This window comes from Streptomyces sp. NPDC059740, from assembly GCF_042733155.1.
GTDB lineage: Bacteria > Actinomycetota > Actinomycetes > Streptomycetales > Streptomycetaceae > Streptomyces.
The window spans coordinates 1-24,043 of record NZ_JBHWGP010000060.1; the positions used below are offsets into that span (position 1 = coordinate 1).

Below are 24,043 nucleotides of genomic sequence, written 5' to 3' on the forward strand. Positions count from 1 at the left end.
CAGTTGCGCTCGCGTCATGCAAGACGATCTACAGGATCACCGATCATCGCGAGCGGGGAACTCGCAGATTGATCACGACTCGATACGCGCCCTAGTACCCGCGACGAGCAAGAAGCACAGACCACAGCCTTCCTCCGCGTACGCGTCGGCCAACAAGAGGCTCACTACGGGGGCGATCTCGTCGACGGCGCGCGTATCTTGCGCCTGTTTGGCGACCTCGTCACCGAGATCACCGTCCGCACGGACGGCGACGAAGGACTGCTGGCCCAATACAGCGACATCCGCTTCACCGCGCCCGTGAGGCCTGGCGACTACATCGAGGCGCGCGCACGGCTGGTGCGCCGAACTCGTCTGCGCCGCGTGGTCGAGCTGGAGGCGCACAAGGTCATCCGCGCCAGCCCCGAACAGGCCGACAGCGCCGGCGAGGTCCTCGACGAGCCTCAACTCGTGTGTGCTGCGACCGCCACCACCGTTGTTCCCCACCGCCGGGCACACACGGCGACCGCCCGCACTCCCACGGCCGAGGAGGCCTGATGCCCAGCACTCCGCAGCTCCTGCACGAGATACTGGACCGAGCCGCCGACCGCGCTCCGGAGTCGGCCGCACTGAGCTCACGCGATCGCGGCCTCACCTACCGGGAACTCTCCGCCGCCACCACCGCCATGGCCGCCCGCCTGCGGCACGAGGGCCTGCGACGCGGCGACCGGATCATCGTCACCGCCTCCGACAGCATCGGCATCACCATACTGATCTACGCCGCCTCGCGCCTAGGCGCCGTCTTCAGCGTGCTCCATGATCAAGTACGCGGCGAGCCGCTGGAACACGTCCTTCGCGACTGCGAGCCCGCGCTGCTGGTCTCCGACGACCTCGACGCTGGACGGACTGCCGCCGAGCACGGCGTCCGCTCCCTCGTGCTCGACGAACTCGTGCGCACGGTACTCGACGCTGACCCCGCCGAGGCCGCTACCTCCGCCGGCCCGAACGCCCTAGGCGTGGACCCCGTCAGTCTGATCTACACCTCGGGCACCACTTCCCTGCCCAAGGCCGTGGTCAGCACCCACCAGCAGGTGCTGTTCGTTGCCACCGCAATCCAGGAGTGCCTGGAGTACCGCAGCGACGATGTCGTCTACTGCCCGCTCCCGCTCTCCTTTGATTACGGCCTCTACCAGGTCTACCTCGCGGCCCTCAGCGGCGCCCGACTCCACCTGGCCACGGTCGCCGAAGTCGGCCCCCCGCTGCTGCGCAGCCTGGAGGAGGCGGACGCCACCGTCCTGCCCTCCATGCCTTCCGTCTCGGACCGACTCGCCTGGCTGCTCAGCCGCAGCAGCGGGGGGCCGAGCCGTCTACGCCTGCTCACCAACACTGGTGCAGCGCTCTCCGAGCCCACCATGACCGCGCTGCGCGCCGCCCTGCCCCACCTTCGAATCCAGGTGATGTACGGCCTCACCGAGTGCAAGCGCACGGCGATCATGCCCCCCGATGGGGACCTGGACCACCCGGGCTCCTGCGGGCTGCCGCTGCCAGGCACCGAGGTCTTCATCGTCGACGACGACGGAGGCCGGCTGCCCGCGGGAGAGATCGGCCAGATCGTCGTCCGCGGACCCAACGTCATGGCCGGGTACTGGCGCCGCCCCGAGCTCACCGAGGAGCGCTTCCCGCGCACGGAGGGGCTGTTCCCTGAGCTGCACACCGGCGACTACGGCTGGCAGGACAAGGACGGCTACCTCTACTTCTCCGGCCGCAGGGACGACCTCTACAAGGAGCGCGGGTTCCGCCTCAGCACCACCGAGGTCGAGGCCGCCGCAACCCGGGTCGACGGAGTGACCTCTGCCGCCGTGCTGCCTCCCGAGGGCAAGCGGACCGCGCTCCTCGCCGTCGTCGCGGACCTCACCGTCGACCAGGTGCGTGAGGGCATGCGGAACCACATCGAACCCTTCAAGATCCCGCGCCGCTGCGTCCGACTCGACGCCCTGCCCATCAACGGCAACGGCAAGGTCGACCGCAAGAAGCTGGCCGCCCTGATCGAATAGGCCCCCCGCCTCAGCCACCACACAGGCCCTCCAAGCGCGCCTGGCCCACTGACCGACCCCCGTACGCCCCACCAGAGCAACGCCTGAGAACGACAACCACTCGACACACGTAAGGAACTGACCATGGACCGCCAGCACGTCGTCACCGCCCTCGAGAACGCCCTCACCGACGTCCTGGAGCACCCCGTCGCCGGTCTCACCGGCGACGTGAAGCTCTTCGCCGACCTGCACCTGGACTCCACCACCATGCTCGAGATGCTCATGTTCCTCGAGGACTCCATCGGCTTGGTCGTCGACCCGGAGGAGCTGGACGCGGACGACTTCGTCTCCGTAGACACCTTCACCGACTTCGTCCTCGCCACGCACAGGGGGCAGGTCGCGGCATGACGCTCACTCAGCCTGACCTCAGCGTCTTCACGACCCTGGAGTCCGAGGTACGCAGCTACTGCCGTAGCTGGCCCACCGTGTTTAACCGCGCGCAAGGTAGCCGGATGTACGACGAGGACGGACACGAGTACCTCGACTTCTTCGCCGGGGCCGGTTCCCTTAACTACGGCCACAACAATCCCGTGCTCAAGCGCACCCTGCTCGACTACCTGGAGCACGACGGCGTCACCCACGGCATGGACATGTCCACCACGGCCAAGCGTGCGTTCCTCGAGTACTTCCAGAACACGGTGCTGCGCCCGCGAGACCTGCTCTACAAGATCATGTTTCCGGGCCCGACCGGCACCAACGCCGTTGAGGCCGCCCTCAAACTGGCACGCAAGGTCAAGGGCCGCGAGGCGATCGTGTCGTTCACGAACGCCTTCCACGGCATGTCGCTTGGCTCGCTCGCCGTCACCGGCAACGCTTTCAAGCGGGCCGGCGCCGGCATCCCGCTGGTGCACGGCACCCCCATGCCGTTCGACAACTACCTCGACGGCACGACCCCGGACTTCATCTGGTTCGAACGACTCTTGGAGGACCAGGGCTCGGGACTGAACCGGCCGGCCGCCGTCATCGTCGAGACGGTCCAAGGCGAGGGCGGCATCAACGTCGCCCGCGCCGAGTGGCTGCGCGCCCTCGCCCAGCTCTGCCGCCGGCACGACATGCTGCTCATCGTCGACGACATCCAGATGGGCTGCGGTCGCACCGGCGCCTTCTTCTCATTCGAGGAGTCGGGGATCACGCCGGACATTGTCACTGTCTCCAAGTCCATCAGCGGCTACGGGCTGCCCATGTCACTCTGCCTGTTCCGAGCGGAGCTCGATGTGTGGGAGCCGGGCGAGCACAACGGCACCTTCCGCGGCAACAACCCGGCCTTCGTCACCGCGACCGCCGCCCTCAACACCTACTGGAGCGACGACACGCTGGAGCGGCAGACCCTTGCGCACGCTCAGACCATCGAGGCCGCGCTCCAGGACACTGCCGCACACCACAGCGGATCGGCCTACCGCGGCCGTGGGATGGCCTGGGGCCTGGAGCTCGCCGACCCTCGGCACGCGGGGCGCGCCGTACGCCGCGCCTTCGAACTCGGCCTCCTTGTGGAGACATCCGGGGCTCACGACGAAGTCTTGAAGCTGCTGCCCCCGCTCACCATCACCACCGATGACCTCGACGAGGGGCTGCGCACCGTGCAGCGCGCGGTCTACGAAACGGCATGACCACGTCCGCCACCGACATGAGAGACACACGAAAGAAAGGCCCCGACCCGACATGACGATCACCATGCCCACTGCAGCCTCCACGGAGCCGAACACCGCCGGAAAGAAGCGGGCCGTCTTCCGCGCTCCGGTCCCTCAAGATGGACCCGCCGTGTGGAAGATGGTCGAGGACACTCCAGGCCTGGATTCCAACAGCCTTTACTACTACTCGCTGTGGTTCCGGGACTTCGCCGACGGCTCGCTGGTCGCGACAGTGGACGACGAACTCGTCGGCTTCCTCACGGGCTATCGCCGCCCGGAGGAGCCCGAGACCTACTTCGTGTGGCAGACCGCCGTCAACCCGCGCCACGGCATTCCGTTCCTCGGCGTCAAGCTCTTCCAGGAGGCGGCCGACCAGCAGGTCGCCAACGGCGCCCGGTACGTCGAGGCCACTGTCTCCGCCGAGAACAAGGCGATCATCATGGTGCTGAAGCAGTACGCGAAGAAGCACTCGGCCCCCGTCGAGACCCGCGTACTCTTCCCCAGCTTCCTCTTCGCCGACAGCGAGGGCCACCACGACGAGGTCCTGTACCGCATCGGCCCGCTGACCGCCGGCTGATCAGGGCCGCCCGTTACTGGTCCGAGCAGCACCGCATCCGACGACTGGGAGCCGACCGCCATGGCCACGCAACCCACGACACATCACCTCGACATCAGCAACGCCCACTTCCGCATGGACTCCGAGGAAGTGCGGAAGGCACGAGACGCCCACTGGTACGCACGTACGGATTGGGGAATCGCCGTCCTGCGCTACGAGGACAGCAGCGCCCTCCTGAAGAGCTCCCTGCTGACGCAAGGGTCGGCCAAGTGGCCCGCCCAGCACGGGGTCGTCGAAGGATACTTCGACGAGTGGTGGCAGAAGACCCTGCTGGTGCTGGAGGGCGGCGAGCACACCAGGATTCGCCGCCTGGTGAACCCCGCCTTCTCGCCTCGCCGGATAGCGCCCCTGCACGCGAAGTTCCAGGCACTGGCGGATGGCCTGGTGGACGAGTGGATCGAGGAGGGGCGCACCGAGTTCGCGAGCCGGTTCGCCGCACCGTACGCGACCAGGATTCTCTGCGTGATGCTGGGCATCGACGAGAACGACTGGAAGAAGATCCACGAACTCGCCTCTACGATCGGTCTCGGCCTCGGCATCACCATCCATGAGAACATCGCCCGGATCGACCAGGCCATCGTCGAGCTGACCGAGTACGCCGAGTCCCTGGTCCGCAGCCGCAGAGAGTCCCCCAAGGACGACATCCTGAGCACTCTCGTGGACGCGAGAGACGAGGACGCGGGCAAACTTTCCGACAAGGAGCTCATCAACCTCATCATCCTGTTGATCTTCGCGGGCATCGACACGACTCGAAATCAACTGGCCTTGAGCGTCGAAGCGTTCTCCAAGCAGCCTGCCCAGTGGGAGAAGCTGGCATCGGATCCCGAGCGCTACTCCGCCGCGGCAGTCGAGGAGGCGCTGCGCGTCAACCCGATCGGCCGCTGGATCTCGCGCGAAGCGGCGGAAACGTTCCAGCATAAGGAGCGCACGATCGACAAGGGGACCACGCTCCACCTCTTCACCATGACGTCGGCCACCGACCCGGCCGCGTTTGATGACCTTGACCGCATCGACCTGGACGCCGAGCGCTCCCCGCACTTCGCGTTCGGCGGCGGACTGCACCACTGCCTTGGGCACTTCGTCGCCCGTGCGGACATCGGTGTGGCCCTCTCGACGCTGGCCACGCGGCTGACCGACCTGCGCGTAGAGGAGGACGCCGAGTGGCTGCCCGATTCCGGCAACACGGGGGCGGTTGCGCTGCCCATCACGTTCACCTCGCGTTTCTAAACCCCGCTTCCGATCGGAGGAAACCATGAAGATCACTGTTGACGAGGTCAAGTGCCAGAACCACGGCTTGTGCGCCATCTCGGCGCCGGATCACTTCGAGCTTGACGCCGACGGGAAGCTGGCGTATCAGGAGACGTTCGACGAGGAAGACCTCGACGCGATCGAGGACGCCATCGACTCGTGCCCCTTGCAGGCGATCGTCATGGCCCGTGACGTCGCATGACTGGCACTGCGCCGCGCATCGGCATCGTCGGCTCCGGTATAGCCGGCCTGCGGGCGGCTCAATCGGTCCTCTCTTGCGAAATTGGTGCCAGGATCACCGTCTTCGGGGACGAGGTCCACCGCACCTACAACCGGCCGGGACTCACGAAGAGGCGGTACCCACCGTCGGCCGGCCTCAGAGCGGCCATCACTGAGGACCTGAGAGTCAAGGGGGCCGAGACCAGCGCGCTCGACTGGCACCTCGGCACCCGCGTTGAGGCAGCTGACCTGCCTGGCAGGGTTCTGCACCTGAGCACCGGCGGAACGTTCCCCTACGACGGCTTGGTAGTCGCCTCGGGAGTACGCCCGCGGACCGCCGCCCGTGGCGACGAGGAATGCGCCTCGCACGCGCACAGAACGCTGCGCGGCCTGGACGACGCCCACTCCATCCACCAGGAGCTCCATAGGAGAGAGGTCGTGACGATCGCGGGCGCTGGGTTCGTCGCGTGCGAACTCGCCTCGCTGGCCAAGGAGTATGGCTGTGACGTGCTCATGCTCGAAGCGATGAGGCACGGCCCTTTCGAGAAGATCCTGGGCGAAGACGTCGCGCGAGCACTCGGACGCTGGGTCACCACGAACGGCGTCACCCTGCTGACAGGTGAGGCGGCGAAAGAACTGCTCTGTGACCGCTCGAGTAGGCGCTCCCGAGGCGGGCACGCGACGTCACCTCCCGGGGCGGCGTCTGAACGATCGCTCTTCATCGAGGCCATCGGCAGCGTACCCAACGTGGAATGGTTGGACGGAAACGGCCTAGACCTGTCTGACGGAGTACAGGTCGACGAATATATGCGCGTGCGAGGATGTGAGGGCGTTTTCGCAGCCGGCGACATCGCCCGCTACCCCGACCCGTGGGGCAAGGGAAAGCTAACCCGCATGGAATTCTGGAAAAATGCGATTGACACTGGAAATGTTGCCGGAAAGGCGCTAGCGTCATCTCTGGGATATGGGTCGAAGGTTACTCGGGTCGCTTACTTCCCTAGCATTGCGACCGAACTACTCGGACTTCGCATCCAGATCGCAGGGAACCCCAGGAACGCGGACTCCATGGAGATCGTTCGGGGTGACCTCGAACGCCCCGGTAACGGAGTCCTCGTCAAGTACCTGCGCGAGAGCGCGATCGTCGGGGCGACCTACCTGGACACAGGGGCCCAGTTCAATCGTCTCTACATCGAGCTCCTCAAGTCGCTGAAAACACGCTAACCCTATCGCCCTCACCTCATTCGTAATAGCACCAAGAATTCAAGAACGATCAGGAGGAACATCATGCAGGTTCGTAGGATCTCAGAGATCGAAGGTACTGACCGCGACGTCACGGCGGCGAGCGGTGCGTGGCGCAGCAAGCGCATCCTGCTGGCTTCGGACGGATTCGGGTACTCGGTTTCCGAGACCGTCGTGTACGCCGGAACCGAGACCGAAATCTGCTACGCGAACCACGTGGAAGCCGTCTTCTGCATCTCCGGAAAGATGATTCTGGTCGACCGCGACGAGAACGAGGAACACGTCATTACGCCCGGCACCCTCCACATCCTGGACGACGCCGACAACCACACGATCAAGCCGATCGAGGACAGTACCTTCCTGTGCATCTTCACCCCGGCCCTCACCGGCCGTGAGGACCACGACGAGAACGGGGTCTATCCGCTGCTGACCGACGAGGTGGTGGAGGCCAAGTAGGCCGCGCCCCGCCCCCGGCGCTCCCCCTGGAGTCCCCGCCAGGCTACTGGCGGGGACTCGACGTCACCATGCCCTGGGCGGCCCCGGCAGCGGGTCGCCCAGGGCGGGCCGAGTAGGTGCCCACGATCATGGACCTGGCAGAAGGGAACCTACAGTGAAAGTCCTGTGGCTCACCGCCCACCCCGAACCCCGTGCCTTGAACGGCTCCTTGTACCGCGACGGTGTCCAACACCTCCTGGACCACGGGCACGAGGTGCGCACCAGCGACCTGTACGCGATGAACTTCGACCCAGTCGTCAGGGCAAGTGACTTCTCCCACCCCGACGGCGAGCGGCTCATCGTCGGCAGCGCGGCCCAGCAGGCCTTCGCGCGGGGCACACTGGCCCCTGACATCGCCGTCGAACACGACAAGTTGTCCTGGGCGGACACGTTCGTCGTGCAGTTCCCGTTGTGGTGGTACGGGATGCCGGCCATCCTCAAGGGCTGGTTCGACCGCGTCTTCGTCGGCGGGTTCGCCTTCGGCGTCCGCGACGCCCGAGGACGCCAAGTGCGATACGGCGAGGGGGCGCTCGCGGGCAAGCGCGCGATGGTCGTCGTCAGTGCCGGTGCTCGGGAGGCGAGCCTCGGCCCCCGCGGCGTCAACGGTGAGCTCAACGACCTACTCTTCCCTCTCCAGCACGGCACGCTGTGGTACGCAGGGATCGAGGTCCTACCTCCGTTGCTCGTCCACGGAGCCGACCGCGTGGACGAGGCCGCGTACGCCTTCCACGCGAACGTCCTGCGCCAGCGTCTCAAGGACCTTCCGCACACCGGACCGCTGCCGTTCCGCCACCAAAACGGCGGCGACTACGACGAGGACCTGGTTCTGCGCCCCGAGCTCAACCCGCACGCTACAGGGACCACCGCCCACTACAGCACCGAGAGCTGACGCCGAGGCCGCCCTCGTCAGTCGCGCAGTGCGTCAGGCTGACGCCCCCACGCTCACGCGACGACAGTGCCTCCATCGCTGCTGATGGCGAGCCCGCAGGCGAGCGGCCAAGCAGCGATGGACACATCGACGCGGGAGGGGTAGACAAGCACACGGAAGCTCCTGGTGGACAGGCGATCTTGGTCGTGAACCTGTCTATCAGGAGCTTCTCCACGTCCAGACACCGTCCCACCTGCCCAACTTCTCGCCCCCTGCCAGGTTGGAAAGAGCTCAGTGAGCGTTTTCAGCGTTGCCTCTCCAGGGTGAGGACGGCTCTGGCGATGACGGTCATGCGGTTGGGGCTGATGCGGGACCTGCGCAAGATCTGCCAGGACTTGAGCCGTGCCATGCCACGTTCGACGGGTGCCCGGGCTGCGGACAGGGCCCGGTTCCGGGTCCGCTCGGTGGGCGGGAGTTCGCCGCCCGGCGGGCGGCGTCTGGCGGTGGTGACCCAGTCGCCGGCACCGATGTAGGCCATGTCGGCCAGGGTCGCGACGCCCTGGCGTTCGCAGATCCGGAGGATCTTGTGGGTGCGGGCGGCGGTCAGGTCGTGGGACCGGCCCGGGAGTGCCGGCGAGATCCACAGGATCTCGCCGGCCGGGTCGGTGACGACCTGCACGTTCACCCCGTTGCCGCTTGTGTTTCGCCGAGTAGTCGGCCCGGCCGTCGCCGACGCGGTCGCACTCGGCGAGCGTGCCGTCCAGGAGGACGAAGTCCGGGTCGTGCGCGCGCAGCGTCTTGAGCAGGCCCGGCGCCTGCTCGGCGAGCAGGCCGGTGACGGAGGTGACGTAGGCGTGGGCGGTGCCGACGGATATCCCAAAGTCGGCGGCGATACGGGCGAGGGTGTCGTGGCGGCGCAGGTACACGAGTGCGACGAGCGCTCAGCGGTGCGGCGGCAGTTTGCACCGCCGGCCACCCTCACGGGTGACGATGACCATCGTGACCCACTCGACCAGGGCGTGAGGCAGGTCGAGTGCGGCAGGATAGGGAAGCAACAGGGCTACTGTGCTGCTGAGTTGAGACTTCGAACACCTCCCTCAACGGCACGGGAGCCCTGTCCGTTGCGCACCCCGACCTTCACACCGCTCCGTCACCCGATCAGTGGCCAGGCTGAAAACGCTCAGTGAGCCTTCTCCATCATCGGTCTGAGCTGGCCAGATGCAGGGTGAGGACGGCTTGGACGAGGCTGGTGATCCGGGTGGTTGAGCAGCGGAGCTTGCGAAGGAGACGCCAGGACTTGAGGGTCGCCATGGCCTGCTCGACGAGGGCGCGGATCTTCGCGTGGGACCGGTTCACCGCCTGCTGACCTGTGGACAGGGTGTCCCATCGTCCCCAGTACGGAATGCGGACGGTGCCCCCGGCGCCGCGGTAGCCCATGTCCGCCCAGCAGGTGATGCCGGCCGCGGTGAGGGCGTCGATGACGCCGTGCTCGCGGGCCGCGCGGACGTCGTGGATGGCTCCGGGCAGGGCCGGTGAGGCCCATAGCAGCCTGCCGAAGGGCTCGGCGAGGACCTGCACGTTCATGCCGTGCTTTTTGTGCTTGCCCGAGTAGAAGGGACGGTCGGCAGCGATGCGGTCGATCGGCAGCAACGTCCCGTCCAGCAGCACGAACGCCTTCATCGACGCGGTGCGAGCCGCCTCGGCGAGAGTCGGGGCGAGGGCGGCCAGGAGGTCGACGGCCTCCGCGACGTAGCGGTGGGCGGTGATCGTGCCGATGCCGAACCCTGCGGCGAGCTGGGCGTAGGTGTGTCCCAGCCGCAGGTGGGCGAGTGCGAGTAGGGCCTGGCGGCCCGGGCTCAGCCGACGCCACCGTGACCCGATCGCCCGGCGATGCACACGCAGATGCTCTGCGAGGAGGCGCAGGGAAGAGCTGGACACGTCGACGCCGGAAGGTAGACAAGCATGCGAAGCCTCTGGTGGACACGGTTCTCTTGGTCGAAAACCCATCTACCAGGGGCTTCACCCCGTTGTCAGCCCGACTGGACAACGCACGGAGCAGGTTGGAAAAGGCTCAGTGCCTCGAGCGCCGAAGTGGTGCGGCAGATACAGGTGAAACTCGTGCGACTCAAGAGAAAAGGCCGATTTCAGTCATCTTCTTCAACATGTGACTTTCGGTCCGGTGGGTGGGGCAGAATTTCTCGCGCCGCCTCAACGAGCGCCAGAAAAATGGGGGGGATCCATGCCAGACCTCGGCGCCTTATCCGCCGTGCTCGGTGCCGGGCTTCCGGCCACCTTCACATTCCTCTACCAGCGCCTGGAGAACCTGCTGAACCGGCGCGGAGAACCGGAGAGCAACCTCCACACCCAGGGCGTACTGCGCGGGGAACTGAGCCTGCCGCTCACCGCCGACCAGGGCGTGCTCGCCGAGCGGCTGGAGAACCTGGAGACCCTGCGCGACGTGCTGGACGAATATCAGCAGGCCCCCGAACGCATCCACGTCGACGACGTCCGACTGCTGCGCATGCTGGGACGGGTGCGCGGCACGCTCGAGGAAATCTATGAGCAGCGCCTGACCTTCGTGGGGGAGGAGAACCGCACCCCCTCCGGTCCGTACGTGCGGCAGAAGATGGACACGCTGCGCGGCACGGCCACCGCCGTCGACTCCGACACCGTCGTCGGCCTCCTGGACGCCGTCCAGGAGGCCGGCACGGTCGAGGAGAGCGGCAACATGACGGGGATCCGAGCCCGCTACATCGGTCCTCCTCCCGCTTCCCGGTAGCCCGTCATTATCCGTCCTGCTGCCCCGAGAAGGGCCCACGTGTGACCTTCAGCGCACCGTCCCCGCAGCCTCCGGACGACCCGCCGCCGGCTCCTATCGACGACCCGCCGCCCATGCATGGGAACAGCACAGCCGCACCGCCCCCCGCACCCGCCGCCGAGGCCCCCCTCACGTCTGCGGGCGTCGGCACCCCTGCGGAGGAAACCGAGAGTCGTGAGCAGGGAACCGAGGCCTACTGGGCCGGACACGTCAGCCAGCGTGTCGTCACCAACCGCGGCGTCGTCATCGGCACGCTCATCGAGCAGGGCATCCGGCGCTTGCGCGGCACCGCCCTCACCGGCGAGGACGTCGCCGCGCACCTGCGCACCTACGTCCGGAGCCAGGACGACGACCTCGCGATCAACAAGATCCTCACCGACGGCTCCGTGGTCGTGCTTACCGGGGCGGACGGCAGCGGCCGCTTCAGTACCGCCCTGGACGTCCTGCACCGCCGTATGGGCAACACCACCATCCGCCAGGTCCGCCGCGAAGCCGACACACCTTTCGCACTGAGCGGCCTGCGCGAACACAACACCGGCTGGATCCTGGACCTGCGAGCCGAGACGCCGCCTGCCGGGTTCGGGCGTGAATTGGCCGAAGACGCGAACGAGTTGCCCCCGGGGTCGCTCCTCATCGTCCTGATCGGCACCCAGGCATGGCTGGAATGCGGCAAGGGAGCCACCGGCCTCAGCCGCCCACTGGCCGGGCCGCCGCGTGCAGACATCCTCCGAAAGCACCTGGCAGGCGTGCCCCTCATCGTCAGCATCGACAAATGGATCGCTGCCGAACCCATCCGGCGGGGGATCGGCCAGCTTCCGCCGTTCCAGATCCAGGCGTGGGCAGATGCCATCGTCAATACGGAGGAAGTCGAACGCGACAAGGGCCTCCTCACGCCCGCCCGCGTTGCCGCCGACGAGTCATACTTCGACACCCTGGTCGAGAACGTCGTCAAAGCCGCCCAGGACTGGCGCAGCGACCTCCTCGAGTGGCACACCACCCACCAGGACAGCGACTACCGCAACTACCTGCTGGCGGCCGCGGTACTCGAAGGCGCGAGCTCGCAACAGATCTACGAAGCCTCCACCACCCTGGCCCAGGCCCTGGGTGAGACACCCACCCTGCGCACCGGCCAGCAAGGCCTCGGCGTCGTCGCTCTGACGCACCGGGCCAAAGCAGACCTCCAGCCGGACGGCACGATCCGCTTCCGGTACCACAACTACGCCGAAGCCGTCATCGACTACTTCCTGGACGACCGCCCTCATCTGGCCGAAGAGTTCACCCGCTGGACCGCCGCCCAGGCCACCGGCATCGATGACGGCCTCGCCGCACCGCTGGCCTGGCGCGTCAGCCAGTGGGCCGTGCACACCATGGCCCGACACCGCAGAACCCGGCTGCTGAAGACCCTGGCCGAGCAATGGTCCACCACCTACCCGGACGCCGCCTGCGACCTGCTCGTCCTGGCAGCCGTGGACGACCACGCAGGAAGCCTGGCCCGCAACGCCTACCGACGGTGGGCCAAACAGGAAGCCGCCACCCTCACCGACGACTTCAAGGTCGCTCTCACCCGGGCCTGTCAACGACTCGCCGAGGCCTACCCCGCCAGCATGCTCAGCCGCATCGCCGAACTGGCCACCTCCACTGACCACGACGACAAGACCTCCCAGACGAACCCGGTTACCCAAGCCGTCAGCGAGGCCCTCAACACCCTGTGGGACAACAGCGCCCAGCGCCCGGACATCCAAAACCAACTGACCGCGTGGACCCGAGCCACGCAGCCCTCTCCCCGGGCAGCCGCACAGAGCACCTTCGCCCATCTTGCCCAGCGCCGCACCCCCAGCGGCCCCGCCCTCCTGACCGACCCCGCAGCCGACACCGCATGGCTCACCAATATGTGGCGCAACGCCCTGCCCACCGCCGGCTGGTCGCCGGCAGTCGCCGACGCCTTCGCCCACTGGATGCAGACGGCCATCGCCCACCCCGAACTACGCGAGACCACCGAGCAGATCATGTGCGATGCCGTCCACCGCACCAATGACCCGCACTACAGCGCCAACCGCCTCATCGCCATGCAGAACCTCCTCTACAGCTGGGCCCCCGCACCACCCGCCCCACAGCACACCGCCGCCACACACCTGCGCGACCAGATCCTTACCCGCCTCCGAGCCCAGGATCCTGCTGCGCCGCCGACCACGGGCACCCATGCGCCGCAGCCGTAACCGCCCCGGCTGGCCGGCACCGCGGGCCGGCCAGCTCGCCCAGGGCACCTACACGCTGCCCAGCAACACGCCAGGATTCCGTTTTCACGCCGAACTGACCGGCCGGTGGCAGGAGGTGCCCGCCGCCCGCCGCCATCACGATCCGCGCGCGGCCGCCACACATCACGCTCTGGAAACCGCCCGCGCCGCGGCCAAGCTGTACCCGCTGGGCGAACACCACGCCGCGCAGGCCCACATCAACACCCGTCTTGGGGCCGGGAGCGAACTCGACGCCGCCCCGGTCCGCCTCCTGTGGGCCGAAGCAGTCCTGACGGTGACCGCCGAGGACCTCGCGGCGGCCACCGCTCTCGAACGGCGGCTGCACGAGGAGGGGCTGAACGAACAGTCCCGCCGACGACGCCAGCAGGAAGCCGAAGAACTCCACCACGCCCTGGCCGCCACCCCGACCCTGACGCTGGCCTACTGGATCACGCATCACCCCGAGGCAACCGGCAGTGACACCATCGCCGCCGTCAACCGGCTTTCACAGCAGATTACCGACCACGCGCCCGACAACGCCTGGGTGCAAACCGCCCGCCTGCTTCAGACCTTCGTCGAGCAACTCGACGCGGGCCAGCGCGCGAACCTCGTGGAGAGCCTGGCGCAGATCGTCACCCGCTACGACCAGCCTCGCGTGGCCCAGGCCCTGCGGGCCATCACCACCCGTGCGAGCTTCGTGAACGGACATGCGTCTCACGGTCCACCGGAGCCAGGGACGGTGGAATGCTGAAGTGCTTGGAACCAAGCCCGTCACGCCGCTCAGTACTCCCCGGCATGCTCGCCGGGCAGTCGTCACCGAACCCCGGTCGCGATTGAAGGTCCCGATGCGGCTGTTCGGACGTGCCTTTGCCCGAGCGGGGGGGGGCGACTTGGAGATCGGGAACAGGGCGCAGGAGGCGTTGCGCTTCGTGTGCGGCTGCAGCGTCGTACCAGACCAGGCCACACCGGAACCCGCTCTCGCCGCAATGGAATGCGGCTCCCCACACCCTGGCCGTTGGGGCGCGCTAGGTCAACGTGATCGGGGCGTTCGCCGCCCTGGAGGCCCCGTCCCTCGGCGCCAGCCGTGATCATCGAGGACGGTGGCGCCCACCAGCAGCGCACTGCAGGGCGCACGGCGGTCAACCCGCCACCACGGCTCCCTGGAGTCAACAAGCCCTCGTTGCTTGTGAAATGACAGCGGCGAGTAGCTTCGCTCTACGCCGCACCCGGGCCCATTCGGAACGCCGATCAACTCCACACCCGGGCCAGTGGATGCCACGGCAGACTCGAGGGGCCCGCCTGTCCGACTCCGCACGAATCCGGCGGTGATCGTCTGAACACAGGGTGGTGTCCGGCGGCCGGTGCTACGTTACGGCCCCAGGGGAGTGGCGAGTTTGTGCGCGGGTTTGTCCGCGGCACCTCGCGTTGTTTCCCGACGCGGCCGCAGTGCACCAGGGGGAGGCCGCCGGCAGGCAGGCTCGACGCAAGTGGGGAACGTGGCACAAGCAGGGTCGCATTCGGCGGCAGGCCAGATGACCGGATACCTCTACCAGTGCGAACTGGCTCTCGTGGAACTGGCCCGCCACAGTTGGGACGAGCCCACCATCGAGGTGCGCATGGAGGTTCTCGACGACGTCGAATTCCTCTACGCGGCCACGGCCGAACCGCACGAACTGCTGCAGTCCAAACACCGGGAGAAGGCCGGACGCCTCAGCGAGACGGGCGAGGACGTGTGGCGGTCCGTTGCCTCGTGGATCGACGCCCTGCACACGCTGGATTGCCTGTCGGCCGGCACGATGCCGCTGCTGCGCCTGGTCACCACGCAGGTCGCGGCCGAGGGCACCTTCCTGAACCAACTGCGCCCCGGAACCGGGCGGTCCGTACCCGATGCCCTGGCCCGCATGGAGCAGATCGCCGAAGCCGACAGACCCGCCACCACGGCCGACGACCGGAAAAAATTCACCGCCCTCACGCCCTCGCAGCGCTACCGGCTGGTGGCCGCCATCGAGATCACCGACGGCTCCCCCCTGATGTCAGACCTCGACTCTACGCTGGCGCGGACACTGGGGATCAGGCCCGGCGAGCATGCCCCCGCGATCCTCGACGACATCAAGGGGTGGTGGTACGGCGTGGCCGTGGAGTCGCTGGACAAGAGCCGCGCGCGGGCGTCGGTGACCGCCCAGGAACTGCAGTGCCGCCTCGAGGAGATCACCGACCGGTACGCGGGCAAGAACCTGCCCATCACCGAGACCGCGCGCCGTCTCACGGCCGCCGAGATCGCCGCGTACCAGGACGACCTGGTGGTTGCGCAGATGCGCTGGGTCGGCCTCAAGGACCGCGCCATCGCAGCGTACCTGCGCGACTACCACCACGCCCGCGCCCAGCGCTCGCAGTGGCTGCGCACCTTCAAGATCACTGAAGAGGGGCTGGAGGGCTACGACCGGCGCCTGTGGGACGAGTGGGACCACGTCTTCGCCCGGCACACCGATCCGATCGAGGACGACACCCCCGACACCGAGCGCCGGGCCGCGGGCAAGCGCGTCCTCAACGACACCATGGACAAGGTCGCCGATCTTCCCGCCCGCCCCGGCAGTACCACGGAGGGATGGATCGGCCGCGGCACCATGCACAGCCTCGCCGGACGTCCCCGTGCCGTCGACGACGAGGACGCCGTCGGTTGGCACCCCGACTACCCGGACCTGTGCCAGAACCACTACGACGAACCACGGGATGCATGACGATGAGCCACCGCCGCGTCCCCGAAGCACAGGCCCTGCTCAACACCGCCTTCGGCGCCTACCTCCTGGCCACCAGCGTTCACGCCGCCGCGAAGAGGTCCGAGGAGGCCCTGTCCTGGGCCAGCGCCTTCCTCGTGCTGCCGTTCGTGCTGCCGACCGACACCCGCAACGACCTGCCGACCCAGGCAGTGCACTCCATGTCGGCCTGGCTCACCGAACACCCCCAGCACCGGGCCGCCTTCGCTGATCGGGCCGCCGCGCTGGCCGACTACACCCGCGCCAGCCTGCGCACCGCCCTGCGCCACCACGCTCTGACCGTCACCGGGAGCGCCCTGCGCTGCCCCCGCGCCCCCAAGCCCGCCTCGGCCGCCGCGAGCGAAGAGGTGGCGGACTGTGCCCGCCGGGCCGGCCTCGTCGGCCGCTGGCTCGCCGTCGTCGAACCCACCCAGGCCTACAACCTCCTGGGCGTTTGCCCCTGACCCCCTCTGGCACAAAGGAGATCGCGAACCACCATGCAGCTACTCGCCCTGGCCCTCTACCACCGAGACGGCAGGCCCACCCCACGGGTCGTGAAGTTTCGTCCCGGGGCGCTCAACATCCTCACCGGCGAGTCCGAAACCGGAAAGTCCGAGATCCTCGACATCGTCGACTACTGCCTGGGACGCACCACCCACACCCTGCCCGACGAGCCCATCGATCAGACCGTGGGCTGGTACGCGCTGCTGGTGGCCTTCCGCGACAGCCGCATGGTCCTGGCCCGCCCCCGGCCCGCCGGGGCCTCCACTACCCAGGCCATGTTCCGCACCGGCGACGACACCCTCGACCTGCCGCGCGCCGACGAACTCATCGCGACCTCGAGCGTCGCCGCACTGCGCGCCGAGGTCAGCGCCCGTCTGGGCATCGAAGACTTCCGCTTCCAGCCCCCGCCCGGGGCCGCACGCGCCGCCTTCAACGTCTCCATCGCCCAGGCAGCCCTGCTGTGCCTGCAGAACCAGAACGAGATCGCCGACAAGAAGGCTCTCTTCCACCGCCAGACCGAGAACGGCATGGCGCAGGCCATCAAGGACACCCTGCCCTACTTCCTCGGCGCCGCCGGACCCCAGCAGGCACTCAACCGCCACCACTTCAACGAGGCCCAGCGCGCCCAGCGCGCCGCCCAGCGCAAACTCGACGACGCCCACCGCCGCCGCGAGGCGGTCGACGCCGACGGAGTGGCCCTGCTGCGCCTGGCCCAGAACGAGGGCCTGCTCGGCGAGGTGCCTCAAGCCCCCGCGCCCGATGAGATCCGCGGACTGCTGGAACAGGCACTCACCGCCACCGTCTCCGTCGTCGGCCCGCCCGACCTGACCGACCGGCGCCATCAGCTGAGCGAAGAACGGCGCGCCTTGCGGGAACAGCTCCAAGAGGCCGACCAGGCACTCGCCCTGGTGGACCGCTGGCAGAAGCAGGGCGAGGCATTCACCGGCGAACTGCACCTGCAACTGGGACGACTGAGGTCCATCAACCTCCTGGGCCCCGAACGCGACCACGACCAGACCGTGTGCCCCATGTGCACCCACCCCCTGGAGCACCCCGACGCACCGGCCGCCGAGATCCTCGCCCTGACCGAGCAACTCGCCGACGAACTCGACCAGGCCCAGACCGTCCAGCCGATCCGCGACGAGCACCGCAGGTCCCTGCAGACCGAACGGACCACCGTCATCGAACGGCTGAGGGTCAACGGAGTCCAGCTGCGCGAACTCAACGCCAGCGACGAGCGCATGCGCAGCCTCCAGGACCAGCAAGTGCGCATCGCCCGCATCCAGGGCCGCATCGACCAGGCCCTCACCACGGGCAGCGGATCGCTGTCCGGCGACATGGCCACCCTGCAGAACAACCTTGCCGTAGCCCGGGAGAACGTCGCCGCCCTCCAGGCGCTGATCGACGAGGACGACGTCGCCGCCGAGACCGAACGGCGCCTCACCGACATCGCCGCCGACATGACCGTTTGGGCCAAGCGCCTCAACCTCGGGCAGGCAGCAGCCGCAGACGAAGTCACCGTCAGCCTCAACCAACTCAACGTGGTCGTCCGCCGCCCCCAAGGACGCCTGCCGCTCAACCGCATCGGCAGCGCCAAGAACTGGATCGGCTACCACATGGTCGCCCACCTCGCACTGCACACCTACCTCCGGCGCCACCGCCGCCCCGTCCCCGCCTTCCTCATGCTCGACCAGCCCACCCAGGCCTTCTTCCCTGCAAAGATCAAAGATGCCGCCACCGTCCGGGACGCCGACTGGGACACCGTCACCGCCTACTTCGAGCTGCTCCGCGACGTCGCAGATCTCAACGAAGGCGCATTGCAGATCATCGTCTGCGATCACGCCAACCTGACCGACCACCCCTGGTTCCAGGACTCCATCGTGGAGAACTGGCGGCCGATTGACGGGCGTCGCCAGGCCCTGATCCCGACCGACTGGCTCAACTGACCACACAAGCAGGCTTGCTGATTAACCGTCGTAAACGTGATGCGGACCGGGCGCCCCGGTGCCGTATCGGCAGGCTATGATCACCGCCCCCCCACACGTTTTCTTTACATTCTGTGCGGGGGGTAACCATGCATCGACGTACCGGTCCACTTCTTCCTGGCGGCCGCCGCGGTCCTGACGGCAGCCGGCTGCAGTTCGGGCTCCCAGCCAGGCCCCGGAACGGCTGCGGTGTCCGAAGCGGCGGCCGCCTCGTCCCCGGACGTACACCCGGTCGACGAGGACTCGGTCTGCGAACTGCTCACTGCCTCGCAGCAGGAGGACATCGGAGCCGCCGACGCCACCGTCGACTCCGGCGAGGTCTATGTCACCTGCTACTACCCCATGACCCTGGACGACGACCCCGACCCCAGCGGCTACGAGGTGAGCGTGTTCGACAGTGCCAAGGCGCTGCGGGAGACGGCCGACGGCACCGACGTGATGCCCACCAAGGCACTGCCCCTGCAACTCGACGGAGCAGTCACGGGCTGGCCGAGAGCGATAGCCGCTGTGTCGGCGACCGCAGCCAGCGTGTAGCGGATGGGGGAGCGGCTTGAGTGCGAGGGCAGGTGCAGGCGGGCGACACCTGCCGGAAGCTCGGCGCGCAGCGCCCCGTGCCATCTGATCCACAATGCGGGACGGCCGCGAAGGGCTTCGTCGCGGAGCTTGTCCACCGCGGTGCTGGCGTCTTCCCGGTCGATCTCCACGGCGATGGCCGGGCCGTCGCTGCGGATCAGGCGAAGATCCAGGACGGCCGACCAAGGTGGTGACCAGACGATGCGACAGCCCCCATGTAGCTCGCGAGGTGGATCGATGCAGCGCATCGGGGCCTCCCACCTGCTCCTCCAGCCCGACGCTCTCGCCCACCGCGCCACGGCACAGGTGATGGACAAGGTCGCCTCCTTCCCGGTCAGGCCATCAAAACCGAAGCGGGACTCGGCCAGGTGGGCACGCAAGGCGTTGGTGAGTGCTTCCGACTCGCCGACGGAGGTCAGTTCGTGAGCCATGCGCCGATTGTGGGCCCCGCACTGACAATGACGGGGCCGAAGTCGCCGAACAGCAAGGCCCTGCTCGGCTGTTGCGCGACCGCGCGGCATCTACGAGCCCTCGCCGTCCCCGCCCACGCGGGGTACGCGGATCAAGTCAGGTGGCCCCTCCCACCCAGTTGCTTGAGGATAGCCCTGGGCCTCAAGGTGAACTCCCAAGGTTTCGAAACAAAGGGGCCCTCGCGCCCCGACGTCTTTGATAGCAAGGCCGCAAAAGGTTATTGCCGGTGAATAGTTTGCACGGCCGGGATCTTTGCCGCTCTCCACGGTCGGCTACGACGAAGGCCGCCCGACGGGTGTCAGCGGGAGCGCGTCCTGAGGGCGAACGATGACGACGCGGTGCCGGGCGCGAGTGATGGCTACGCGCAGCAGCCGACGGTTCGTCTGGATGCGTCGTCGTCCCACGTGGCGTCCAGGAGCCGGCTGTGGCGGTTTCCTTCGACGATGACGACGCCGTCAAACTCCTTGCCCTTGGAGCGGTGCATGTTCATCAGGCTCACGGCCACCGGATCCTCGTCGGCCTGGGCGAGCTGGTCGTCGGCGAGGGCCCGGCGTACCTGGGCTGCCGCGTCCCGATAGGAGCCGTCCGGGCTCCAGGCCTGGGCGAGGGTGAGCGATAGCAGGTCGGTGGCGTGAAGCATTCGCAGCATGCGGACCTGCATGAACAGTTCGTCCAGCTCCGCGGAACCGCTCAGACGGGAGCGGGATTCTCGCCAGTCGGCGACGGGCTGCCCGGCCAGCTTCAGCCCGGCGTCGTACGCCACCGACAAGGCCTTGGCCGTTTTGGCCTGCATCGGCTTGCCCTCCCGCAGCTGGCCGAGGGACCGCTCGACCTTGGTGACGGCGTCGCGTGCGTTCTTGGCACCGCGCTGCGTGAACTTGGTGCGGTAGTAGTCGGCCACAGCCTTCAGAGTGCGCGTCAGCGCCTCCAGACGGTCCAGCCCGGGCCATTCGAGGACGGAGGCGACGACATAGCCCGCGGACGCGGCCAGTTCGGGATCCCAGTGCAGGATGTGCTCGACGGGCTCCAGCACATAACGTGCCGTCTCGTTCCGCTCACTGATCGTTTCGGAGATGCTGGCGACGAGCCGGTTGGTGGTCGCCAGCACCGCGATCGTCGGCTCACGGCCAAGCTCGTCCTCGAGCTTGGCCTGCAGGGCCAGCAGAGCCTGGTGCGCATGCACCTCGCAGGGGGGAGCCCCCCAAAGCAGCGAGTACGGCATGACAGTCACGCGCTCGGGCCGGGGATGGGGCCGGTGATGCAGGACGGCGTTGGCGTAGCTGAGCAGGCCCCCCTCGGAGCTGCGGTGGTTGTCCGCCGACAGGTCGAAGCAGTCCGGCTGCAGATGGGCGATGGCGTGGTCGATGCGCTCCTCATCCACGCCGGGCAGGTGCCCGAAGATCCGCTGGTCGGGGTCGGCCAGGCAGATCACCGTCGACGTCCCGCTGAGTGCTCTGACCGCCTGCCACTGGTCGGTGCTGGTGTCCTGGAACTCGTCGGCGATGACCATCGGGTAGATGCTGCTGTAGAGGTCGCGCACCGCACGGCTGCCCTCGAGGAGCTGCGCGGCGCTGCCGGCCAGCAGGTCGAAGACGTAGCGCCCCTCCTCGAGGGCCATCCGCCGGCACTCCGCGCTCCAGGCCTTCTTGTCACCATCAAACTCGGCACGTATCTCCCGCTCCCGGTCAGGCGTGATGAACGCGCCGGGATGCCCCGCCAGCAGCCGCCCGTGACTACGCACGAGTTCAAGGAAGAACGCATGGAAGGTCTGCACCTCCAGCCGCGCCCGCACGCTGCGCGTCAGCACGCCCTGCATCCGGTCGGTGATCTGGCGGACTGTCGCGCGCGAGAAGCTCAAGAACAGCACCCGCTGCTCGTCCTTGAGCCCCTCGATCGCTTTGAGGGCCTTGAGGAGGACGATGGTTGTCTTGCCACAGCCGGGGCCGCCCTCGATCAGCAGATGCCCGGTGCTGTCCAGGATCGCCTGGCGCTTGTCATCCAGCTGGAGGTCACTCGGGTTCACCGCTCACCTCGCCGTCACCGGTGGCGGGGGAGTCCTGAACGACACCGGTCGGCGGGTACAGATCCGCGTTGACCTCCAGCAGGAATTCCACGATCGAGGCCGGCAACTCACGACGGTTGGTGCACTGGGAGACGAGCAGCGCCGCATAGCCGCTCCCCTTGTGCTTCATGAGGACCGACCGGACCAGCTGGGCCACCTCGGCGTCGTCCATGTCCTGCCGCAGCCAGCCGCACTGCACCGGGTAGTCCGACCGCTCACCAGCCACCGACAAGAACCGCCGCTGTACCTCCGCGGGCACCTCTGCGACCAGCAAGTCCTCGACCCTCTTGTAGTCGATGACCCTGTACAGGGCGAAGTCGTCGGCCTTGGCCACGACATCCTCCGACAGCGGCTTCGTCGGAGTGTCGTGAATGCCGTAGACCCGCTTGTCCAGGCTCTTGAAGAGCGGCGCGAACGCCGGCACCGCATGGTCACCTCCGGCGTTGAACACCGACACACCCGCCAGATCGGGATGCACGTAGTCCACGACCGAGGGGTCCTGCTCGAGCACGTCAGCGATCACAGGCACCAGATCTGCCTCGGTGCTCCCCTCCACGACGAGCACCGCACGGGCCAACACAGCCTCGGCGAACTGCCGCCGGTTGGTCGAGAACCGCTTGGCCTTGAAGCCCTGGGGGAGGACCACCGGCGAACTGCTCAGCGTCCCGTCCTCATCGCGCCCCAGCACCACGATCTGCGCGGGATCGAACTTGTCGATCACGTAAGGGGAGTGCGAGGTGACGATCGCCTGCCCCATCCGCCGGGTCACGAAGTCGACCAGCCGCCGCTGTGCGTGCGGAGGCAACGCGATCCCCGGCTCCTCCATCGCGAAGATCACTGAGCTCTCGCCCTTGAGCTCGGCGATATAGGTCAGCAGCGCGAACACCAGGAGGTTCAACGTGCCCGTGCTCAGCCGGTTGAACGGCACGGCATGCCTCCCCGGCTGCGTCGCGACGAACAGCCGCAGCGTCTCCCGCAGATGCTCCCGGGTGGCTTCCGACAGATGGATGTCGACAGGCTCCTGGTGGGCCGTCAGGCCCACGAAACGCCTGATCCGCTCAGTCATCTCCTCACGGATCTTCGAGAACCCCGAACTCTCGTCCGCCACCACCACGGAGACGACGTCGGTCAGCGCCTTCTCCCACAACGGGCCGGCCCGCTCCGCCTCAAGCCGCACAATGGTGTCCAGCAACGAACCACACTGGAACGACAGCGCTCTGTTCCCCGTCCGGTTGGGCCGCAGGTACAAGAACCCGCACAGCCGCTTGTCCTCTCGAAGTGAACGGCCGCAGCCCCGCCCCGAGTTGGACAGCCCCCTCACCTAGACGATCCGCCGAGTCCACAGGGTGGGAGAAGAACGTCTCTCCGAAGAAGTCGTCCTCCTGCGGATCGTAACGACCCAGGAACACCACGGGCAGACACCACTGACTGGCATCCGCTTGCTCCAGGCCACCGCCCTCCCCGTCAGCAAAGTCGTTCAGCCCATCCGACCAAGGCCGTAGATGGGGCCCAAACCGCCGCTCCGCAGCGGGCGTCAGCCCGGTCAGCACTACCTCCAGACGGATCTCAGGCAACTCCACACCCTCAGCCCGGTAACACCCGCCGTAGAAGTGGTGCTCGTCCACCACAGGCCGACGGAACATCCGCTCCGGCCCCAAGATCAGCTCCAGAGCCTCACAGACAGTCGACTTCCCCACGCTGTTCGAACCCACCAACAAGGAATGCCCGTCCAGCAGAACCATCCCGCTACGGACACCACGAAAATGCTCCAGGGAAAGCCGACGAACCTTCACGAGATAGCCTTTCTACCCAGCAGAGCCAGCACCACAGCAAAATCCCACAACCACATACCGGCACGAAACGGAAGAAAGATCGCAACCAAAAGGGGATATGCGCAACTCTAATGCCAAGAACCCACCAACACGCCACCAAACCCCAGCGCCGCCAGGCGCACACCCACCTCCCAGCGGGCGCCGTCAGGAGCCCCAACCCCTCACACCCAAACCACACATGACACTACCTCACCCCATCCAAAAGGCCGCGCCAGCGGCCCAAAAACTCACCAAAAAGCATTTTTTGCCGCCAGGCAAAAACAAAATAACCCGCCACACAAAACAAACCAGAATTTGCCGTCAGGCAAATTCATGCGCGAAACCTAGGGTCGCGTCAGCGGCCCGGAATAAACCACAAGGAATTCGCCGTCAGGCGAATTCGGCGGGCGTGAAATTCCGCCAGGAATTTCTTTAGGGGCATTTATGCCC

The 24,043-nt window shown here is 67.4% G+C and carries 22 protein-coding genes and 1 pseudogene; 18 read left to right on the forward strand and 5 right to left on the reverse strand.

Annotation, left to right across the window (positions count from 1 at the left end; genetic code table 11):
* The first annotated feature begins 198 nt into the window (after positions 1 to 198).
* The 10 genes from ACFV3R_RS32775 to ACFV3R_RS32820 all read left to right on the forward strand — a co-directional run bounded on the left by ACFV3R_RS32775 (position 199) and on the right by ACFV3R_RS32820 (position 8,403).
* On the forward strand, positions 199 to 534 hold the full coding sequence (locus tag ACFV3R_RS32775) for a hotdog domain-containing protein (RefSeq protein ID WP_385590754.1): 336 nt from the start codon (positions 199 to 201) through the stop codon (positions 532 to 534).
* The gene (locus tag ACFV3R_RS32780; protein ID WP_385590756.1) at positions 534 to 2,030 is read left to right on the forward strand and encodes a class I adenylate-forming enzyme family protein; all 1,497 of its coding nucleotides are present in this window, start codon (positions 534 to 536) and stop codon (positions 2,028 to 2,030) included. Before ACFV3R_RS32775 ends, ACFV3R_RS32780 begins: the two co-directional genes overlap by 1 nt.
* A 123-nt stretch (positions 2,031 to 2,153) precedes the next feature.
* Entirely contained in the window at positions 2,154 to 2,417 is a 264-nt protein-coding gene (locus ACFV3R_RS32785; RefSeq protein ID WP_385590758.1) for an acyl carrier protein, read from the forward strand.
* Positions 2,414 to 3,676 carry a diaminobutyrate--2-oxoglutarate transaminase gene (gene ectB / locus ACFV3R_RS32790; RefSeq protein WP_385590760.1) on the forward strand — a complete coding sequence of 421 codons (1,263 nt, stop codon included), beginning with the start codon at positions 2,414 to 2,416 and terminating at the stop codon, positions 3,674 to 3,676. The genes ACFV3R_RS32785 and ectB overlap by 4 nt, the downstream gene beginning before the upstream one ends.
* A gap of 64 nt (positions 3,677 to 3,740) precedes the next feature.
* Complete coding sequence (gene ectA / locus ACFV3R_RS32795; RefSeq protein WP_385590762.1) at positions 3,741 to 4,274, forward strand: diaminobutyrate acetyltransferase; 534 nt, start codon at positions 3,741 to 3,743, stop codon at positions 4,272 to 4,274.
* A 129-nt stretch (positions 4,275 to 4,403) separates the two neighbouring features.
* Positions 4,404 to 5,540 (forward strand): cytochrome P450, encoded by a 1,137-nt coding sequence (locus ACFV3R_RS32800; RefSeq protein WP_385590764.1) that lies wholly within the window; start codon positions 4,404 to 4,406, stop codon positions 5,538 to 5,540.
* A 25-nt stretch (positions 5,541 to 5,565) separates the two neighbouring features.
* Positions 5,566 to 5,763 carry a ferredoxin gene (locus ACFV3R_RS32805; RefSeq protein WP_385590766.1) on the forward strand — a complete coding sequence of 66 codons (198 nt, stop codon included), beginning with the start codon at positions 5,566 to 5,568 and terminating at the stop codon, positions 5,761 to 5,763.
* A complete protein-coding gene (locus ACFV3R_RS32810; protein ID WP_385590768.1) occupies positions 5,760 to 7,001 on the forward strand; it encodes an NAD(P)/FAD-dependent oxidoreductase in 1,242 nt (413 codons plus the stop codon). The genes ACFV3R_RS32805 and ACFV3R_RS32810 overlap by 4 nt, the downstream gene beginning before the upstream one ends.
* A 63-nt stretch (positions 7,002 to 7,064) precedes the next feature.
* Positions 7,065 to 7,475 (forward strand): ectoine synthase, encoded by a 411-nt coding sequence (locus tag ACFV3R_RS32815; RefSeq protein ID WP_385590770.1) that lies wholly within the window; start codon positions 7,065 to 7,067, stop codon positions 7,473 to 7,475.
* A 154-nt stretch (positions 7,476 to 7,629) separates the two neighbouring features.
* Positions 7,630 to 8,403, forward strand: coding sequence for an NAD(P)H-dependent oxidoreductase (locus ACFV3R_RS32820; RefSeq protein ID WP_385590772.1), 774 nt, complete (start codon positions 7,630 to 7,632; stop codon positions 8,401 to 8,403).
* Positions 8,404 to 8,686: 283 nt separating this feature from the next.
* Here ACFV3R_RS32820 and ACFV3R_RS32825 read toward each other — a convergent pair.
* Both ACFV3R_RS32825 and ACFV3R_RS32830 read right to left on the reverse strand, forming a co-directional pair.
* Positions 8,687 to 9,437 (reverse strand): annotated as a pseudogene (locus tag ACFV3R_RS32825) (transposase family protein).
* 142 nt (positions 9,438 to 9,579) lie between these two features.
* Positions 9,580 to 10,389 (reverse strand): transposase family protein, encoded by an 810-nt coding sequence (locus tag ACFV3R_RS32830; protein WP_385590774.1) that lies wholly within the window; start codon positions 10,387 to 10,389, stop codon positions 9,580 to 9,582.
* Positions 10,390 to 10,621: 232 nt separating this feature from the next.
* On the opposite strand from ACFV3R_RS32830, the gene ACFV3R_RS32835 reads away from it, so the two are divergent.
* The 8 genes from ACFV3R_RS32835 (at position 10,622) to ACFV3R_RS32870 (ending at position 19,675) form a co-directional block, all read left to right on the forward strand.
* Complete coding sequence (locus tag ACFV3R_RS32835; protein WP_385590776.1) at positions 10,622 to 11,161, forward strand: hypothetical protein; 540 nt, start codon at positions 10,622 to 10,624, stop codon at positions 11,159 to 11,161.
* Between the two features lie 113 nt (positions 11,162 to 11,274).
* A complete protein-coding gene (locus ACFV3R_RS32840; protein WP_385590778.1) occupies positions 11,275 to 13,416 on the forward strand; it encodes a hypothetical protein in 2,142 nt (713 codons plus the stop codon).
* On the forward strand, positions 13,400 to 14,185 hold the full coding sequence (locus tag ACFV3R_RS32845) for a hypothetical protein (RefSeq protein ID WP_385590780.1): 786 nt from the start codon (positions 13,400 to 13,402) through the stop codon (positions 14,183 to 14,185). Before ACFV3R_RS32840 ends, ACFV3R_RS32845 begins: the two co-directional genes overlap by 17 nt.
* Positions 14,186 to 14,930: 745 nt before the next feature.
* On the forward strand, positions 14,931 to 16,172 hold the full coding sequence (locus tag ACFV3R_RS32850; RefSeq protein ID WP_385590782.1) for an ABC-three component system protein: 1,242 nt from the start codon (positions 14,931 to 14,933) through the stop codon (positions 16,170 to 16,172).
* Positions 16,169 to 16,651: a three component ABC system middle component gene (locus ACFV3R_RS32855; RefSeq protein WP_385590784.1), complete on the forward strand. Its 483-nt coding sequence runs from the start codon at positions 16,169 to 16,171 to the stop codon at positions 16,649 to 16,651. The genes ACFV3R_RS32850 and ACFV3R_RS32855 overlap by 4 nt, the downstream gene beginning before the upstream one ends.
* Before the next feature lie 33 nt (positions 16,652 to 16,684).
* A complete protein-coding gene (locus ACFV3R_RS32860; RefSeq protein ID WP_385590786.1) occupies positions 16,685 to 18,637 on the forward strand; it encodes a DUF3732 domain-containing protein in 1,953 nt (650 codons plus the stop codon).
* A gap of 228 nt (positions 18,638 to 18,865) precedes the next feature.
* Positions 18,866 to 19,210, forward strand: coding sequence for a hypothetical protein (locus ACFV3R_RS32865; RefSeq protein ID WP_385590788.1), 345 nt, complete (start codon positions 18,866 to 18,868; stop codon positions 19,208 to 19,210).
* A gap of 276 nt (positions 19,211 to 19,486) precedes the next feature.
* The gene (locus ACFV3R_RS32870) at positions 19,487 to 19,675 is read left to right on the forward strand and encodes a hypothetical protein (protein WP_385590790.1); all 189 of its coding nucleotides are present in this window, start codon (positions 19,487 to 19,489) and stop codon (positions 19,673 to 19,675) included.
* A 403-nt stretch (positions 19,676 to 20,078) separates the two neighbouring features.
* Here ACFV3R_RS32870 and ACFV3R_RS32875 read toward each other — a convergent pair whose 3' ends face one another.
* The 3 genes from ACFV3R_RS32875 to ACFV3R_RS32885 are packed head-to-tail and all read right to left on the reverse strand — an operon-like array spanning position 20,079 to position 23,524.
* Positions 20,079 to 21,743: a UvrD-helicase domain-containing protein gene (locus ACFV3R_RS32875; protein ID WP_385590792.1), complete on the reverse strand. Its 1,665-nt coding sequence runs from the start codon at positions 21,741 to 21,743 to the stop codon at positions 20,079 to 20,081.
* Positions 21,730 to 22,974, reverse strand: coding sequence for an ATP-dependent endonuclease (locus tag ACFV3R_RS32880; RefSeq protein ID WP_385590794.1), 1,245 nt, complete (start codon positions 22,972 to 22,974; stop codon positions 21,730 to 21,732). The genes ACFV3R_RS32875 and ACFV3R_RS32880 overlap by 14 nt, the downstream gene beginning before the upstream one ends.
* Positions 22,949 to 23,524 (reverse strand): hypothetical protein, encoded by a 576-nt coding sequence (locus ACFV3R_RS32885; RefSeq protein ID WP_385590796.1) that lies wholly within the window; start codon positions 23,522 to 23,524, stop codon positions 22,949 to 22,951. The genes ACFV3R_RS32880 and ACFV3R_RS32885 overlap by 26 nt, the downstream gene beginning before the upstream one ends.
* Positions 23,525 to 24,043: the final 519 nt, after the last annotated feature.

What these genes read in the sequence shown, in the direction of transcription:
- ACFV3R_RS32780 (WP_385590756.1), top strand. Translation starts at nt 534, where the DNA reads ATGCCCAGCACTCCGCAGCTCCTGCACGAGATACTGGACCGAGCCGCC.
- ACFV3R_RS32785 (WP_385590758.1), top strand. Translation starts at nt 2,154, where the DNA reads ATGGACCGCCAGCACGTCGTCACCGCCCTCGAGAACGCCCTCACCGAC.
- ectB (WP_385590760.1), top strand. Translation starts at nt 2,414, where the DNA reads ATGACGCTCACTCAGCCTGACCTCAGCGTCTTCACGACCCTGGAGTCC.
- ectA (WP_385590762.1), top strand. Translation starts at nt 3,741, where the DNA reads ATGCCCACTGCAGCCTCCACGGAGCCGAACACCGCCGGAAAGAAGCGG.
- ACFV3R_RS32805 (WP_385590766.1), top strand. Translation starts at nt 5,566, where the DNA reads ATGAAGATCACTGTTGACGAGGTCAAGTGCCAGAACCACGGCTTGTGC.
- ACFV3R_RS32810 (WP_385590768.1), top strand. Translation starts at nt 5,760, where the DNA reads ATGACTGGCACTGCGCCGCGCATCGGCATCGTCGGCTCCGGTATAGCC.
- ACFV3R_RS32815 (WP_385590770.1), top strand. Translation starts at nt 7,065, where the DNA reads ATGCAGGTTCGTAGGATCTCAGAGATCGAAGGTACTGACCGCGACGTC.
- ACFV3R_RS32830 (WP_385590774.1), bottom strand. Translation starts at nt 10,389, where the DNA reads ATGGGTTTTCGACCAAGAGAACCGTGTCCACCAGAGGCTTCGCATGCT.
- ACFV3R_RS32835 (WP_385590776.1), top strand. Translation starts at nt 10,622, where the DNA reads ATGCCAGACCTCGGCGCCTTATCCGCCGTGCTCGGTGCCGGGCTTCCG.
- ACFV3R_RS32840 (WP_385590778.1), top strand. Translation starts at nt 11,275, where the DNA reads ATGCATGGGAACAGCACAGCCGCACCGCCCCCCGCACCCGCCGCCGAG.
- ACFV3R_RS32845 (WP_385590780.1), top strand. Translation starts at nt 13,400, where the DNA reads ATGCGCCGCAGCCGTAACCGCCCCGGCTGGCCGGCACCGCGGGCCGGC.
- ACFV3R_RS32855 (WP_385590784.1), top strand. Translation starts at nt 16,169, where the DNA reads ATGACGATGAGCCACCGCCGCGTCCCCGAAGCACAGGCCCTGCTCAAC.
- ACFV3R_RS32860 (WP_385590786.1), top strand. Translation starts at nt 16,685, where the DNA reads ATGCAGCTACTCGCCCTGGCCCTCTACCACCGAGACGGCAGGCCCACC.
- ACFV3R_RS32870 (WP_385590790.1), top strand. Translation starts at nt 19,487, where the DNA reads ATGCAGCGCATCGGGGCCTCCCACCTGCTCCTCCAGCCCGACGCTCTC.
- ACFV3R_RS32885 (WP_385590796.1), bottom strand. Translation starts at nt 23,524, where the DNA reads ATGGTTCTGCTGGACGGGCATTCCTTGTTGGTGGGTTCGAACAGCGTG.